Below are 16,176 nucleotides of genomic sequence, written 5' to 3'. Positions count from 1 at the left end.
TTAAAAAATTTCTATGTTCAGAGAGGGAGCTAATTATGGGAGGCCACTGCACGGGTCGCACGTTATTTGGAACATAGTATTACTTGTAAGCGCTATGTAATTGCCGGGGAGATTTATGGAAAAACTGATGTGTGTATAACTATACTAATAAATAGATTATACTGACAGTCTATTGACAATAGAAAAATATCGCATATAATATTTAAAACATTATATGCGATATTTGTAACTCAATAAGTCCTGGCAAATCATATTTTGCGGCTATCCAGGCTATCCACTGGATTCCGAATTTATTGAGAAGTTACCGATATTTATTATATTAACCAGACAATTAAAATATTTAAGAGACTTGAAGATGCCAAAATACCAAATAAAGAAAATAGAAGATTTTCAGCTTCTTAAAGATAGAGTTTATGAAGCTATCAAGAAGGAAATTACCGGATTGAACCTGAGGCCAGGAGAGCAACTTAGTGAGAAATCTCTTGCACATGAATTGGGAGTTAGTAAATCCCCTGTGCGTGATGCGCTTCAGCGTTTGGAATCCGAAGGTTTCGTCTATGCCAGTCCATATAGAGGATATTTTGTTTCTACGCTATCAGCTACAGAATTCGAAGATATTTTTCAAATGAGAATCGCGATAGAATTGTTTTGTTTAAGAGAGAAAATTGATTCATATTCAGAAACAGACATTAACGACCTTGAAGCAGTCACAAAGATGTCTGTTGAGCAAATTAAAAAGTCAGACGAAGCTTCAGCACTTGAAAATCATTTATGTTTTCATAAAATGATTGTAAATAAACTTGGTAACAAATTGATAGATGATGTCTATTTTAATCTTTGTGAGAAGATGGTGAGATATCTATATGTTGCTAAGAAAAACCTGCCAGACATTATAATAGAATCTGACGAGGAGCATCAGGAATTATTTAAAGCGATTCAAACCAGAAACAGCGCGTTATCGGTTAGGATTTTAAAAGCCCATCTTTCAAGTCTGATGAATAAGTATTTAAAATCTGAGAAAATTATAAAATATCACAATTCAATAATGAATTCTGATCATAAATGATTTTGGACAGGCAGGTGTATTTAAGATTCAAGATGTCGAAGATAAAACTTTAACGGCAAGGATATCAATAGAAATATTTTTCGGTTATTACCAGCAAGCGGATGGTAGAAAGCGCTGAAAGGCTTTTGACACCAGATGGTTGCAAAACACAGCCATAAGGCTGAAAACCGATCCTCCGGACATCCTGATTCAACCTAATCTGGGTCATCTCAAGTTCCTTGAATACAATCGTGCCCAAGAAGCTATTGCCGAGGGTTATAAAGAAGCCTGCAATCAAATAAGTAAATTCTTAGGTGAATGAACAGGTTGCCCTCTGATTAAATATGATTTTTTAAAACGGATAAGACAACGCAAGGTGAAGGCTGAAATCGGGGCTGTTATCAAAGGTAATAACGTTTTCGATAAGTGCAAATTCTACGATACTGCCTGATGAAAGTTGCCATTTAAAATTGGTGAAGATTTTAGAATTTACTCGGAGGGTATCCACGCAAAATATATATTATGGAGATAATTTGAAGGGTAGTGTTAGCTGATGTTTAAAAAATTGTGCCCAAATTGTGCCCGTCAAGGTCAAATTTTTCCAAATGGTTCCAAACGAAACCAAAAGTTAAGTTAAAAAATGTTTATAATCAACATGTTAAAAATATTGAAAATTTCGATTTTTTCTATTTAGGACTACGAATCCGTAGGCCGCAAGTTCGAATCTTGCCGGGCGCACCATTAAATTCGATGGATTACACCCATCCAGTGCTTTAAGACTTTATTGCGTTTATCAGAACTCCTGCAAATTAAGCAATCAATGTATCAAGAACCTCCCTTATGCCCCACCAAAACAGAAAAGGCCATTGAAAAAGTCACTTTTCAACAGCCTTTATTTTTGCCTTTTTAAATTCGATTCTTGTTATTGGCGTTTCATCTCATGCCCCAATAACCCTAAGAAAGCCTATGATTCCTTTTCAAATTCGAGAAGGGAATGACCATAGCGATGAGTGGAAAAATCTGCCTTACTTTCGGTGAAGTAACGTGCCCAAAATTTCTGTATGGATCGAAACTTTTTAGAATTGGAAGCGCTGGCTCCAGCCACATATACCTTAACATCAGCAAGGTTGGGGATGAGGTTTTGTCTTTTTTGGTTTCGAATCACATTGGCAATGTATTTGTTGGTGATCTTGTAGCGTTCGAATTTGTACTGCTTTGAATCCTGGAGCATATCAGAGAGGATTACCAGGATTTTTTTTCGTTTTTCCTTATGTAAGAGTGTATCGGCCACATTCAAAGAGTTTAATATTTCCGTATACGGAGTCCCTTTCTTGCGAGACAGGAGTCGTTCGACAGATTGCCGGACGTTTTTCTTGGTTTTGGCCAATTTTTGTTCGTATTGAAGGCGGTTATCCCATATGGTTTGCTTGGGGAATTCCGCATCCACTGCCGGTTTAAAGTCAATATACGAGTGGCTCGTAATGGTTCCCACCACAATACGATCCTCTTGGCGCAGGTTTTTATAAATTTTGTCAAACGCATTTCGATAAACTGTGCGACGCGCTTTGTTGGTGCTCCCCGACATGTCGACCAAAACAACTATTACCCGTGGGGGCTTTTTATCTTTGCCGAATAGCGAAGCCGCATCTGCATTTCGGTTCATTGAACCCAAATAAAGGAAAGAAGTGATAAAAATGATTACAAAGAGTTTATATCTCCACTGTCTCATTGGGGTATACCTCCTTAAATCTCATGAAATTGTTTTATTTTTTATTTGGTACCTCGGAACGACGCAATGCGGTAGTTGCGTTTAGCAGTTCCTTGGTGTTTTCCTGTTGTTCAAAATCAACGTCTATCTCATGTTCTTTTTCGAAAGACTTTGGTTTTGTGTGATCAGGACGTTCCCGCTGATTGATTTTTCGATAGTGATAGATCAGTTCCTGGGCTTCTTGATGAATCCGGTTAATTTCTTGCTGTTGCTCAGTCAGAATTTCATTGTGTTTGGCTTCAATGGTACGCATGGACTTATTGATTTGATTGGTCCTACGGTGCAAATGTTCCAACATGGGGTCTTTATCATGGGCAAAGTAGGAGCATAATGTGGCTGCAGCCAAAATCACCAGGTTCAGTCCGACAAATGCCGCACCTATGAATTTACTACTACCGAAACTGCCCACCGCCCCGGCTTCGGAAAGATCTCCTAAATATTGAACCCGCACGTAACCGATGGCAAGCAGACCAGCTATGGTAAGAAAAAACAGCGCCCCAACACCGATTCCGCTCTTCCACCATGGCGTAGAGCCCCGTTTTAATAGAATACCCACGGCGTGGGCAATCCAGGGAATGGCCACTGCTACGCCCACCGCCATAATCCAGGTGAATATCTGGCTTTCGCCGAACACAGCAAAAGCAAGAGAATTCATAGGAATTTCTCCCAGAACGAACAGAAACATCAAAACGTAATATTTCCCCCTGGATAGCTCCACGCTGGGCTCACTCCGTTCAATCTTGGTGGAGTGGGCATCATAGTCCTTGGAGATCCGCTGGTAATCTTTAAGCAAAGGTTTGTGTTTCCCATTGAGTTTTTCCAACTGGGGACCATACTTGGTGGTGACTTGGCGCGCTTCGTGTCGGGCCATTGCCATCAACTCCTGCTCAAATTGAGAAGGATTTTCATCATTAATACCGGGAATATTATTTTTTGCATCTATTTTTGCGTTTTGACCCACTTGACTTTTTTTATACATTTTTTTTCTTCCTCCTCAAAAAAAGTTGGAAAAGCAGCTTGGATTAAATGAAAAACTGTTTGTAATTGAAAAAATAAGATACAAATTAGCCATTTTTATTATGGCAGAATCGCTATCGTATGTTTTTTAATAAATTTATGGCCGTTAAGCGACTTTCTATATTTAAAAATAAATGGTGTGTCAAGGATATAAATTATTTGGAATTAGGGTCATCTTAGCAGGCTATTGCCAAATCAGGAAAAACATTTTTCAACAGAAACGGCAACTTACTGTTTGCCTAGGATTCACCTGCATGTAAATGATAATATTGGCTATGAACGACAGGGAGCTGGCAAAATATTTTAAATAATAACATAGACTTTAAAATATGTCAATATTCACGGGTGGATTGGGTGGCAAGCAGATGAAATGTTCGCTTTTGCCGGCAAATGAATATCCAGCGGAGTATGTCGCCAAAGGGTGGCAATCAAAGTCACTGCTGGTAGATAGGGGATTCGAAGCGTGAGTTATTTAGATGTTTGCTGCTCGATTTTTTGGCTGATCAATTCGGTCGTATTTTTTGTTTGTTTTGCCAGGGTGTTCAATTTGTCTTCATCAATACTTGCCTTAAACCCCACCACCCAGACCGCCGACTTCAAATGTCCTTTTACTTGAACAGGTGCGGCTACCGCGCTGACTCCAGAGATATACTCTTCATTGTCCACGGCATACCCTTTTTCTTTTACCTTTAATATTTCGTTGAGGTATAAATCGGGATCTGTAATTGTGTTTTCCGTATATTGGTGAAGACCTTTTGATTCTATGATTTGGATGATTTGGTTTTTCCCCAGCAACGATAGAAAAATTTTTCCCGTGGCCCCAGCCATAAGCGGAATTGTGGTACCTATGGGAGAGGTAATCTTAAGGTCTTGCATCGATTCGACTATATCAATGATGGTGACATGCTCCCCATTTCGGACGCCGAGAAAGACGGATTCCTGCGTTTTTTCCATCAGATCTTGCATAAAGGGTCGGGCCAGATCCTTTATATCTATCCTGGAATAGGCCGACCGACCCAACTCGAAGAGAGTAAAACCCAGGGTGAATCTCTTTGTCAGCGGATCGCGGGTAATGGCCCCCAATTCTTCCAATGCAGCGGTAATTCCGTGCACGGTACTTTTGCTTATGGACAAATTTCTTGACAACTCACTAATCTTAAGCCCCCTGTCAGTGCCGGAGATCAGCCTTAATATTTGAAATGCCTTTTTTACTATTGGGGCCTGATATTTTTCAGCCATTATCCACCATATTAAAAACGAGAGATTTAACCGTAACGGGAAATACCTGATTGCCAACCAGAGGTTTACCGATATCGATCCAATCTCCTTCTTTAAGGTCCAATTCATCCAGGGTCAGCAAATTGGTTTTCAATCCGGTTTCCCGGCGCATAACGTTCCCTACGCTGCACGCAATATCATTCTCAAAGATTAAGATAATGGGTATTCCATTATCAATTGAATTGGGAAGAGCCGCTTCAATAGATTTGGCAAATAATTCCACTTCAGGATAAGAATTCCTTATGGAATCTTTAAAGTACAATGCGACCGTTTCTTTTCCTTCTGCTAAATCAACACGCTGAAATGATGCCGTTATCTCTGATATGACATGTGAAGCACTTAATTTTGCATGCTCTATATTCACCTTGATGACAGGGATATTTATTATGGGAAAATTGAGTTTATCATCCATAAATCCTGATGAGCCGGAAATTGACAGCGAATGCGCGCCTGCGCCAATGACAGTGGCTCTAATCTTATTCAGCGGTTCTATCACCGGAGAGGTTAATTTGGGCGTCAGCAAATTAATTTTTTCGGCTAAAATTTGCCCCATGTCGTGGTGATGACCATTGCCGCCATATATGAGTTCCGCGACACCCCCTGAAAACATATATTCATCGATGCGGTTGGTAAAATCGAGATTATTTGTGATGATCAACTTTTCAGCTAAAGGAGAAATCGGCTGTCCGGTAATGACCTCGATTAGTACTTGGGCAAAGGTTTCAGCGATTTGATCAATATCCTTTTTCAGGATTCGATCTCCAATTTGATAATCCAGGCCAAGGTTTTCCATAAGTGTTTCCGCAGGATCGGTGATGCGCGAAATTTTATCATCAGAATCCAAGGCGATCAGTCTCCCTCCGACAGAGACACAACCGGTAGATGCGATTTTGCCATTTACCGATAGGGCAATGTTGGAGGTTCCCCCACCGATATCACAGCAGAGTATTGTTTTGTTGTATTTTTGGGATCGATCTCTTGCGCCGGAACCCATGGCGGCAATCACGCTTTCGAAATTCGGTCCTGCGGTTGCCGCAACAAATTTTCCCGCATCATTGGATAATGTCTCTACGATTTCCTCTGCATTTTGTTTTTTGGCGGTTTCGCCGGTGATTATAACCGCACCGGTTTGAACTTCAGCGGGATCTATTCCCGCGTGCTTATACTCTTGTTTAAAAAAATCGGTTAATTTCGCTATATCAATGGTATGGTCGTTCAATAGGGGTGTGTCTATGATTTTTCCCTCATAAATTATGTTTCTATTTACAATGATAAACCGACGGGTCGGAGATTGCTCATCTCTTTCCAGCAACAGCTTGGAGAATACCAGATGACTGGTCGAGCTTCCTATATCTATACCCACACTGAGTAATTCAATTTCATTTACGTCCATTTTTTTCATGAAGTTTCACTTTTTATTATACTTAGCTGGCAGGTTGGAAAATTTTGCAATCCCAGCTCGTTTTATCCTGGAAAAGCCATATACCACCGTGCATTTGCCAGCCTGCAGAATTTCACATTCCAGGGCTTCCGGCAATTCCCGTTCGTTTCCGCTCTCTGGGGCCCGAGGCCCCTCCGGGTCTCCAGTCTTTCGGCTGTCTAACTTCATGCAATAAGTGAAGTTTATTTTGTTTTTTTAATCGATAGTAAATCAAAGCCCAGACGCATGGAATTTCAGGATTAACTTCGCAACGCCCCCCCTGAGAACCGCCGCATGGCCCATTAAAAAGACCCTTTGAACATCGTGCCACCGGACATATCCCGCCGGTAAAGGAAAGCATGCAGTCGCCGCATCCTTGACACATTTCCTGCCAAATGCCGGGGGTTGTTGAAGCGCCGATAAATGTTGTATTCAATGCAGGAATAATCGGTAAAGGCTCAAATACATCCGCCACGATCTGGACACCTGCACCACAGGCCAGCGACAATACAGCTTCAACATCCGGTGAGATTTCCTGATACGCCTTAACCAAGTCTTGTTCACACTGCCTTAGGATGGTGCCTTCTTCAAAGCAGGGAGGATCTCCCTGATAATGTCTGGTTCGCGAGAGTTCTCTGGTAAGAGCTTTAACTTCTCTGTCACCTCCGGAAAGGCAGACAGTCACACAACTGCCGCAACCCAGCACCATCACTTTACGGTAATCGGCAATGGAGGAAACAATTTCATCTAAGGGTTTTAAATCACCGACGATCATTTTTCACCTCTTCCTGTCTTTTTTTACCGGGGAAAAAACATGCCGCTGTTTTTAGTGAATGAGCTTCTTTGTGTCTGGAACACAGAGGCTCGGCTTTTTTATTGTTTTTTTTAGAAAGAGTCTTTTCAAGGTCGACAGTATAAAGAAGTTCGTCGCATATCTTACAGCGAACTAGATCCAACGTGACGACCTCATCCCATTGATTCTTTAGCATATGCTGAAACTCAATCGCGTCTTGAGGGCATACTCTCCAACAGGTGCCGCAACGGGCGCATCGTGCCATATTGTGCAAGATGGTCCGCCTGTTCCCCTCGTCTTTGAAAGCCAGGGCGTTGGCCGGACAGTTTTGAACACAGGCCAAACATCCGTTGCATCTTTCGTTTACCTTGAAATAAAGCATTACTATTTCTCCTAAAAATATATGGCTGTTGGATATGAATCCGCTTTAACTCTTTTATCGGCCAACCGGCGGTGAAGTGTGACCGAATTTTCTGTCGGTCGCACTCTTCAACATAAGTGCTGTTTTGCTTGTGGTCTGGTATTGAAACACAGATGAATCCAGGTAAGACAGTGCATCGGTATCGCAAAACTTGACACATTGCGGGTCTCCATCGCAAAGATCACATTTTAAAACCTTGGCTTTTTCCTGATCAAACCCCAGTGCGCCAAATGGACAGGTAAAAACGCACATCCTGCATGCCACGCAAAGATCGTAATTAATCACCATCCGTTCCAGTTTTATATCACGATAGATGGCATCTTTGGGACAAACAGCCATACAAGGCGCATCTTCACATTGCTGGCAGAATACAGGCAAAAAAATGCCCTCATGATTCCAATCGATAATGTGAATACAGGACTTGACCGGATTAATTACCCCGGTCTGTTTTAATGAACAGGCAAGTTCACACTGTTTGCACCCTGTACATTTTTTGAGATCTGCAACAAGCACCCTGGATGTCATGGAGTGGGCTCCTTATCTTCTTAACGATGGCCATAGGTCATCAATTTCAAGTTTTTTAAATACCCCTGCCTTTAAAAGATCTTTTTTACTCCATCTTCGCTGCCGGTAATATTTGCTAACCTTGCGTTTAAACTCTTTCAGATCGATACTGTCCCACATGGGGCCGGTCATTTCTAATCCTGATGGCACATCAAAACTGCAATCCGGATGAAAATCGTTTCGCCAGGTGACCTCTTCTCCAATATTGAATAACCGTTCTAGCGCATAACAGCGGCAGGCAATCTTTTTCAGTTCATTCGCATCAAAGTTCAAACCGGTATTGAAACGGATCTGTTCGATCAGTCGTTTGAGCGGGTCACCATCGAACAAGGAAACCAGGCCTTTTTCAACAAATATTCCCAAACAGTTTAATATCATTTCATTTATTTCATCCAGAGTGATGGAACCGGCATTTCCTTCCAGCGGCTCAAGGCCATCCGGTTCAACTATGTCGGTATCTTTGCCGGTTGGCATCAAGCTTGCAAAGTTTGCAGGTAGCGGATCTTCTGAATATAGTTTGATCAACCATTTCACCGGAGCAAAATAATTTAGGGACGAATATCCGATTATTGCCGCAGCTCGAAATGATCCTTTTGCCAGGATATTCCCCACCCCCTTGCGATAGGCGATATGTTTAATCATTTCCCCAACAGAATCAGGGTTTTCCGGGTTAAATTTTAAGCTGTTTGCTTTATTTGCCTTGAGATTACCTTTCTCAAATAAAGTAAACGCCCAGTTGAGCATTCCACTTACCGCCAGAGGATCCATTCCGAGCTCTCTGGTCAGAAACTTACTTTCTGCAAACGAATTGAAGCCGCAATCAGTAAGCTTGGATGGCGTAATATCTCTTATAGCTATTTTCTGCTCCAATTGATCTGTTTGGGTTACGTTTTTTTTCTGTATGTCGTCTGCCTGGCCAGCGTTTTTTGTTTTGAATTTCAGAACATCATCGGGCCGCTTTATTTCCAAATCCATGGTTCCCCGGCAGACAACGGTTTTAATGTTTTTTGAACCAAATACCGCTCCTATACCTGTACGGCCCGAAATAGCGTTCTCATCGGTTGTCAGGGTGGCAAACCTTACCAGGTTTTCGCCTGAAGGGCCGATGCCTATCATTCGGATGTCTTCATTTTTTAGTTCCTGCCGAATTTGCTCATGTGCTTTAGACACATTTTTTCCCCAAACCTTTTTGGCATCTCTGATTTCTACCGTACCATTATTTATATAAAGATATACCGGCCTTCTTGCACAACCCGTGATAACCAGGTGATCAAAACCCGCCCAGCGTATTTCAGAGGCAAACAATCCTTTCAGTTGAACGTTGCATAAAAGATTGCTAAGCGGAGATTTGGCCATTACAAAGGTGCAGCCTGAAAGGGTGGCCAATGTGCCCCCCAGTAAACCGGTACTGATAACGATTACATTATCAGAGCCAAGGGCATCACATTTGGGAGACGCATGCTTAAGCAACAGGTAAGCGCCGATACCTCTACCCCCTAAAAATCGTCGCCTCCATTGCAGAGGGATGGGGGTTATGTCAATTTTTTTTCGATTCAGGTCGATATAGGCAATTTTGCGATTTAATGCCATTTGTTATCCTTACCAGCTAAAAGTCAAACCCTAAAAAACGGTAATTTGCAAACCTATGTTCATTATATTGAACAAATATCTATCGATCATGTTATAACTTTGGCGATAAATATGTCAATACTAAATTCTTATATTATTGGAAATTGTTATGAAAATAGTATTTTTTTGCTTGACAGAACGTATTTTTACTGTATGATAATAGTAAAATAGTTCATTATGATGAACTTTATTAATATTGCCCAAGATGGAAAGGAGAATACCATGGCCATTGACAGAGATAAAAAGTCGGCCGCTGAAACCTTGCGTAAAACACGGTCTTTTGGAAAGGTGAGATGCCATAACCCGAGTTGCATGGAAAGGCTTGTCCCTGATCCGGGATCAGAACATGTCAAGTGCCCCATATGCGGGATGGAATACCGATTGTTCTGGGTGAATCCAAACCTGCCAAGAATACGCGGGCCTGTCTGGGACGTAAACCGTAAAATCGCCGAAGAGGCATTTGCGAAAAAGGAGGGAAAGTAATATGGCATTAAACAGAAAGATAGCATATATCAATCTCTCCACCGGAGAGATTGAAACAAAGCCTATCCCGCTCGATATACGAAAGAAATTTTTAGGCGGCAGAGGCCTGGACGCATATCTGCTTTTGAATCATACCAAAAAGGGTTGCGATCCTCTCGGACCTGACAACACACTCATGATAAGCGGAGGCATCTTAACTGCCACATGTGCTTCTGCAACGGCAAGAACACATATTATGGCCAAATCTCCACTGACCGGACTCCTCGGCAGTGCCAACATGGGTGGTTTTTTTGCCCCCGAGCTGGCATGGGCGGGATTTCATCACTTGGTCATAAAGGGAAAGGCTAAGAAACCGGTGTACCTTTTTATTCACAATGGTGAAATAAAAATACTTGATGCCGCCAACCTGTGGGGAAAAACCACCACTGAAACGCAATGGGCCATAAGAGATGAACTCGGCGATCAGGAGGTAAAAAGCTGCGTCATCGGTCCTGCGGGTGAAAACCTGGTAAGATTTGCCAATGTAATGACCGGAATAAAAAATTCGGCTGGAAGAACAGGCATGGGCTGCGTAATGGGCTCAAAAAACCTCAAGGCTGTTGCCGTCAGAGGGACCATGGATATTAAGATCGCACATCCGGTCGAAGCCTTCGAATATAACAAGCGCTTTATTGATCAGATTACAAGCGCCAAAGTCAACCAGACCCAGGGAACCCTTGGGACACCCTTTATTTGGGGCGCAACCAATTCATGGGGCGGAATAAGAACGCGAAATTTTCAGTATAACCAATGCTTAAATGCGGATGATATCGAGCCTGAGCGCATTGATGAGATTTGTGAGGAAACCATGGGACCGTATCATATGACCGGTTGCTTCGGCTGTCAGGTACATTGCCGTGCCCAGTACAAAATCCCTTCAGGCCCCTATGCAGGGAAATATGATGAAGGGCCGGAATACACCTCACAGGGCGCTTTTGGCGGAGAACCGGATTGCAAGAGTGCAGAAACCGTTTTAACCGGGAATCATTTGGTGGATCAGTATGGCATGGACAACCTTGAAGTTGGAAGCATTATTTCATGGGCCATGGAACTCTATGAACTGGGAATAATTACCACCAAAGAAACCGACGGTCTGGATTTGAAATTTGGAAATGACGAAGCGCTTCTTGAAATGGTTCACCGAATATGTTTCAGAAAGGGATGGCTGGGTGATACACTGGCGGACGGCGGAATTCCTGCTGCTGAAAAAATCGGAAAGAATTCGTTTGACTATCTGATCCAGGTTAAAGGTATGAACAACCTCCACTCTGATGAAAGGGCCACTCCTGCTCTGGCACTTAATGTTGCCACTGCCTCCAGAGGTTCTGATCATTTGAGAAGTCGTCCTGCCATTGATCTTTATCATCTACCGGAGAAAGTGTTAAGAAAAATTTATAGCAATCCGGTTCCTTATGATGGCCCCCTGAGTTCGGAGCATACGTCTTACGAGGGCAAACCATGGCAGGTTTTCTGGCAGGAAAACTGTTACATGGCTGTAGATTGTCTCGGTATATGCAAATATCATACAACCTTTTTAGGGGCAACGCTTCCAAATTTTGAGGACTGGTCTAAAGTGATTTATTACAATACCGGTCTGGAACTGACTCCTACAGAAATTTGGGAAATAGCGGAAAGATGCAATAATCTTGAAAGGTTGTTCAATATTAGAGAAGGTTTGACTAGAAATGATCTGGCTAAGGGAGATATGCTAAATCATCGCTATTTTGATGAACCATGCAGACGTGGGGCTCCGGATGTAATCGGAGAAAAAATTGACAAGGACAAGTTTATTAAAATGGTTGATGAACTATATGAACACAAGGGTTTTGATAAAAACGGCGTTCCAAAACCAAAGACACTAAAAAGACTGGGTATTAACAAAGAGCCGTCTCATCTTTTGTGATTCGTATGCGAACATATTAAAATTTATGATTTTTGGTTTTAAAGGAGAAAATCGATGGAACCCAATAATAAAGTTCTGATGATAAATTATGAAAAGTGCACCGGTTGCAGGCTATGCGAACTTGTTTGTGCGGTAAAGCATGACGGCATATCCAATCCCATTCGAAGTCGTATTAGGGTGATGAAATGGGAACAGGAGGGCCTGTATATCCCCATGTCATGTCAGCAGTGTCAGGACGCGCCTTGTATGAATGCATGCCCGGTAAAAGCAATTTTCCGTAATGACGAATTGGCCCGGGTGGAAGTTGATTATGACATTTGTATCGGATGTCGCACCTGTGTGTCTGTCTGTCCTTTCGGAGCCATGACCTTCAACTATATTGATAGAAAAGTAGCCAAGTGCGATCTGTGCGACGGCGACCCCCAGTGCGTTCGTTTTTGCGAAGTGAACGCCATAGAGTACGTCGATGCTTCCGATGTTGCCGTATTGAAACAGAAAGAGGCTGCAAAAAAGCTTTCAGCTGCACAAAAAAAGGCGTCTGACCTCCAAGCTGCCGCATAAACGAAAAACCGGGGGTTTCATCATTGAGGACAGCCCCCGGTTTCTTTCAAACTTATCCTAAACGTTTTTTCTTAAACCTTCTGCGGCTGGTTACAACACTTAACTAATAAGAACAGTGTGTTACACGCCCCCTATCTTCTCAGTTAAACCCATACAGGCAGACACGGTCAATGCCAGCGTGGAATTCTGTCCTCCTGTGGCCGGCTCAAAACTAATTGAAGCGAGATAGCTGCCGTACGTTCATTTCCAGATAGGATTGTCAAGTATGGTAACAGGCCCATAGGCGATTCCCCGGTCAAACCTTAGGTTTGCTGCTTCGTTGTGCCCGGTCTGGCATGAAAATTTATGAGAATTACTATCTTCAGTTGGACTGTGCCACCACTTTCAGGCGCTTAAAAAACGATTTTTTTTGCTTGACAGCCAATACGCATCAGTGTAGTTACAATTTAGCTACATTGTAATTAAATATCAGAATAAAAAAAACAGGAAAGATTGGTAGGCATTTGTAAAAACTGCATTTAGTTAGCATGTTCGTCTAGATAAAATTGTGGCAAGTTATTTGATGGGCATTTAGAGATGATTCTCTTTTACAGAAAGAAGTCATTCCGCACAAAACCAGGGCCCATCATAGTTGCTACGGATTCAGATAATTCATAAGGGGAAAAAAATGAGGTATGCAGAGACAGGGTTTAACTTGGAAGTGGATCTGAGCCGGGGAAACATTGAGAGAGTCGCCACGGACCCAAAAGACACCGAGCTTTATCTGGGGGGTCTGGGTACGAACGCCAAAATATTATGGGACAGGGTTCCTCCTGAAGTGGAACCCTTTTCTCCTGAAAATTTACTCATATTTGCCGCCGGCCTTTTATGTGGCACACCAGCCACAGGATGTAACCGTACCATTGTTTCTACCATTTCTCCTCAGACCAGATTAATGGCGTTTTCCATGATGGGAGGGTTTTGGGCACCCGAACTGAAGTATGCCGGTTATGACAAAGTCATCCTTCGCGGCAAATCCCCCGATCTGGTTTATTTGTGGATAAACAATGACAAAGTGGAAATACGTGATGCCGCTCATTTGAAAGGAAAAGGCGCTGTTGAAACCGCAGAACTCATTCGACAGGAATTGAATGAGCCGAAAGCCCAGGTAGCTGCCATCGGACTGGCAGGTGAAAACAGGGTTTATTTTGCTTCCATAGAACAGGGACGCTCCAGTGCCAGCCGGTTGGGAATAGGCGCTGTTATGGGAGACAAAGGGGTAAAGGCGGTGGTTGTTCGTGGAACAAAAGATATTCATGTCGCCCAACCGGAGGAATACATGGCGCTTTGCAACGAAGTGCTGGAATATATTAAATTCCGTAATGATAATCCGATCCCTGGGGTCATGCCTATTTTAGCCGGCCTTGGATCGCCACAGGAGATGAAAGTCCATGATGAGAAGTGGCACACCGAAAATTTCATGTGGGGAAACTCCCGCGTGCGCAGGAGAGATTTTTGGAACGAGGAGGTCGAAAAAGAATGGATGGAAACCATGGACAGTATGCGGACCCGACTCATCAGTTGCTATAACTGTCCCATGACCTGCGGGGCAACCATTTCGCCCCCGGGACGGCCAACCTACATGATGAAATGTTTCTCCAAGCTGACCTATACCATGGCGGCCATGTCAAATCTGGAATTTGGTTTGGGTATCGCTCAAAGCGCTACGGAGTACGGGGTGGACGGGTTCTCTGCCCCGCAAGTGATGGCCTTTGCCCTTGAACTTTTAGAAAACGGCATTTTGACGGATAAAGATTTTCCTAAAATGCCAGATGATAATGAGGGAAAATTCTACTATTTACTCGATAAAATTGTCCGGCGGGAAGGAATAGGAGATGTGTTGGCCAATGGTACCTATTGGGCGGCAAAAGAGATCGGCAACGGCGCGGAAGAATATGCCCACAATAATATTAAGAAGCATGAACAGCTTCCTCTCAAACTGTCCATGCTGAATCCGGTTTATTTTTTAATGTACTGTACCGGCGAAAAGATAAACATTACCCAGATTGAAGGACAGTTTCCCCAGGCGCCTTATCCTAAGAGAGAACATCGAGAAGCGTTTGTCAAGGACTGGTTTCAGGTTCCTGATGAAAAGTTCAAGCAGTACTTTCTGGACTGGGAACCACGCGGCGAAAACTCAAATCCTTATTATCCAACGGTTCAAATGTCCTGTGATATTGTCGACTGGCAAGAGAAAATGCATTACATTGATGATGCCCTCGGGATGTGCGCCGGTTTGTCCTCATTTCCGCTTAAACCTCCCTATCATATACACAATTACCCGAAATTTATCTCATCAGGGGCCGGGATCGATATGGATGAAGACAAACTGTCCCAGGCCGCCAAAAGGTATCGGACATTGGTCAGAGCCAATAATATCAGAAGGGGCATGAGCAGAAAAGATGAGAAACCCCCTGAGGACCATTGGAAGAAAAGATTTCCCGAACTTGAAAAGGAACTTCTGGATACCTACTATCAATTCAAGGGGTGGAATGAGGAAGGTATTCCCACCACGGAGTCTTTAAATGAACTGGGTTTGAATTACGTGAGCGAAGACTTCCTTCAGCGAGGGATCTTGACGGATGATGAAAATGTTTCTGCTAAAAAGGCTTCAGCAGCAAAAAAGAAAAAATAGAGTGGAGGGCATGAACTTTGAAGGGTGATAAAACAAAGAAACTGATTAAAACAATAAAAGTTGATGTGGATAAGTGCAATGGCTGTCGGGCATGTGAGGTCATCTGCTCCGCCTATCACGCTACACCCAAATATAGCAGCAATAATCCGGCGAGGTCTCGTATTCGGGTGATTCGATATCCGCTGCAGGACATATATGTTCCGGTATACGCGGGAGAGTATACGCCGGCCGAATGTGCGGGCAGAGATAAATATGTGATCGACGGAAAGGAATACGAAGAATGTGCCTTTTGCAGGGCGTCATGTCCGTCCAGAGACGAGTTCAAGGAGCCCGATTCGGGGCTTCCGCTAAAATGCGATATGTGTGAGGATGAAGATGAGCCCCTGTGTGTGAAATGGTGTTTAAATGATGCCCTGATTTACGAGGAAAGGGAAGAGGAAGTGGAAGAAGAGGAGGAGCAAGAGGAACTGGAGATTGGCTTGGAATCATTGGCAGACAAATATGGAATACAGACCATAATGGATACCGTTGCCCGAATGTCAAAAAAGGGCTCAACCATTTAGGCCAAAGAAGGGGATAAA

Annotated in this window: 14 protein-coding genes; 6 read left to right on the top strand and 8 right to left on the bottom strand. The window is 43.0% G+C overall.

The window, feature by feature from the left end; translation table 11 throughout:
• Positions 1-355: 355 nt before the first annotated feature.
• A complete protein-coding gene (locus tag SWH54_13940; GenBank protein ID MDY6792357.1) occupies positions 356-1,066 on the top strand; it encodes a GntR family transcriptional regulator in 711 nt (236 codons plus the stop codon).
• 943 nt (positions 1,067-2,009) lie between these two features.
• Here the strand turns inward: SWH54_13940 and SWH54_13935 are convergent.
• The 8 genes from SWH54_13935 to SWH54_13900 all read right to left on the bottom strand — a co-directional run bounded on the left by SWH54_13935 (position 2,010) and on the right by SWH54_13900 (position 9,896).
• The gene (locus SWH54_13935; protein MDY6792356.1) at positions 2,010-2,774 is read right to left on the bottom strand and encodes a hypothetical protein; all 765 of its coding nucleotides are present in this window, start codon (positions 2,772-2,774) and stop codon (positions 2,010-2,012) included.
• Between the two features lie 34 nt (positions 2,775-2,808).
• A complete protein-coding gene (locus tag SWH54_13930; protein MDY6792355.1) occupies positions 2,809-3,792 on the bottom strand; it encodes a hypothetical protein in 984 nt (327 codons plus the stop codon).
• 506 nt (positions 3,793-4,298) lie between these two features.
• Positions 4,299-5,069, bottom strand: coding sequence for an IclR family transcriptional regulator (locus SWH54_13925; GenBank protein MDY6792354.1), 771 nt, complete (start codon positions 5,067-5,069; stop codon positions 4,299-4,301).
• Positions 5,062-6,510, bottom strand: a complete 1,449-nt coding sequence (locus tag SWH54_13920; protein ID MDY6792353.1) for an ethanolamine ammonia-lyase reactivating factor EutA — start codon at positions 6,508-6,510, stop codon at positions 5,062-5,064. Before SWH54_13920 ends, SWH54_13925 begins: the two co-directional genes overlap by 8 nt.
• Before the next feature lie 112 nt (positions 6,511-6,622).
• The gene (locus SWH54_13915) at positions 6,623-7,303 is read right to left on the bottom strand and encodes a methylenetetrahydrofolate reductase C-terminal domain-containing protein (GenBank protein MDY6792352.1); all 681 of its coding nucleotides are present in this window, start codon (positions 7,301-7,303) and stop codon (positions 6,623-6,625) included.
• Positions 7,290-7,703, bottom strand: coding sequence for a 4Fe-4S dicluster domain-containing protein (locus SWH54_13910; protein MDY6792351.1), 414 nt, complete (start codon positions 7,701-7,703; stop codon positions 7,290-7,292). Before SWH54_13910 ends, SWH54_13915 begins: the two co-directional genes overlap by 14 nt.
• Positions 7,704-7,757: 54 nt before the next feature.
• Positions 7,758-8,267: a 4Fe-4S dicluster domain-containing protein gene (locus SWH54_13905; protein MDY6792350.1), complete on the bottom strand. Its 510-nt coding sequence runs from the start codon at positions 8,265-8,267 to the stop codon at positions 7,758-7,760.
• 12 nt (positions 8,268-8,279) lie between these two features.
• Positions 8,280-9,896: an aldehyde ferredoxin oxidoreductase N-terminal domain-containing protein gene (locus tag SWH54_13900; protein MDY6792349.1), complete on the bottom strand. Its 1,617-nt coding sequence runs from the start codon at positions 9,894-9,896 to the stop codon at positions 8,280-8,282.
• 261 nt (positions 9,897-10,157) lie between these two features.
• Between SWH54_13900 and SWH54_13895 the strand changes: the two genes are divergently transcribed.
• The 5 genes from SWH54_13895 (at position 10,158) to SWH54_13875 (ending at position 16,158) form a co-directional block, all read left to right on the top strand.
• Entirely contained in the window at positions 10,158-10,418 is a 261-nt protein-coding gene (locus SWH54_13895; protein MDY6792348.1) for a hypothetical protein, read from the top strand.
• A 1-nt stretch (position 10,419) separates the two neighbouring features.
• Positions 10,420-12,360, top strand: a complete 1,941-nt coding sequence (locus SWH54_13890) for an aldehyde ferredoxin oxidoreductase family protein (protein MDY6792347.1) — start codon at positions 10,420-10,422, stop codon at positions 12,358-12,360.
• A 54-nt stretch (positions 12,361-12,414) separates the two neighbouring features.
• Positions 12,415-12,921 (top strand): 4Fe-4S dicluster domain-containing protein, encoded by a 507-nt coding sequence (locus SWH54_13885; GenBank protein MDY6792346.1) that lies wholly within the window; start codon positions 12,415-12,417, stop codon positions 12,919-12,921.
• Positions 12,922-13,588: 667 nt separating this feature from the next.
• Positions 13,589-15,595 (top strand): aldehyde ferredoxin oxidoreductase N-terminal domain-containing protein, encoded by a 2,007-nt coding sequence (locus SWH54_13880; GenBank protein ID MDY6792345.1) that lies wholly within the window; start codon positions 13,589-13,591, stop codon positions 15,593-15,595.
• Positions 15,596-15,612: 17 nt separating this feature from the next.
• A complete protein-coding gene (locus tag SWH54_13875; protein MDY6792344.1) occupies positions 15,613-16,158 on the top strand; it encodes a (4Fe-4S)-binding protein in 546 nt (181 codons plus the stop codon).
• Positions 16,159-16,176 lie beyond the last annotated feature (18 nt).

This window comes from Thermodesulfobacteriota bacterium (genome assembly GCA_034189135.1).
GTDB lineage: Bacteria > Desulfobacterota > Desulfobacteria > Desulfobacterales > JAUWMJ01 > JAUWMJ01.
Note: the sequence above shows the minus strand (reverse complement) of the source record. Positions and strands in the feature narration are given on the sequence as shown.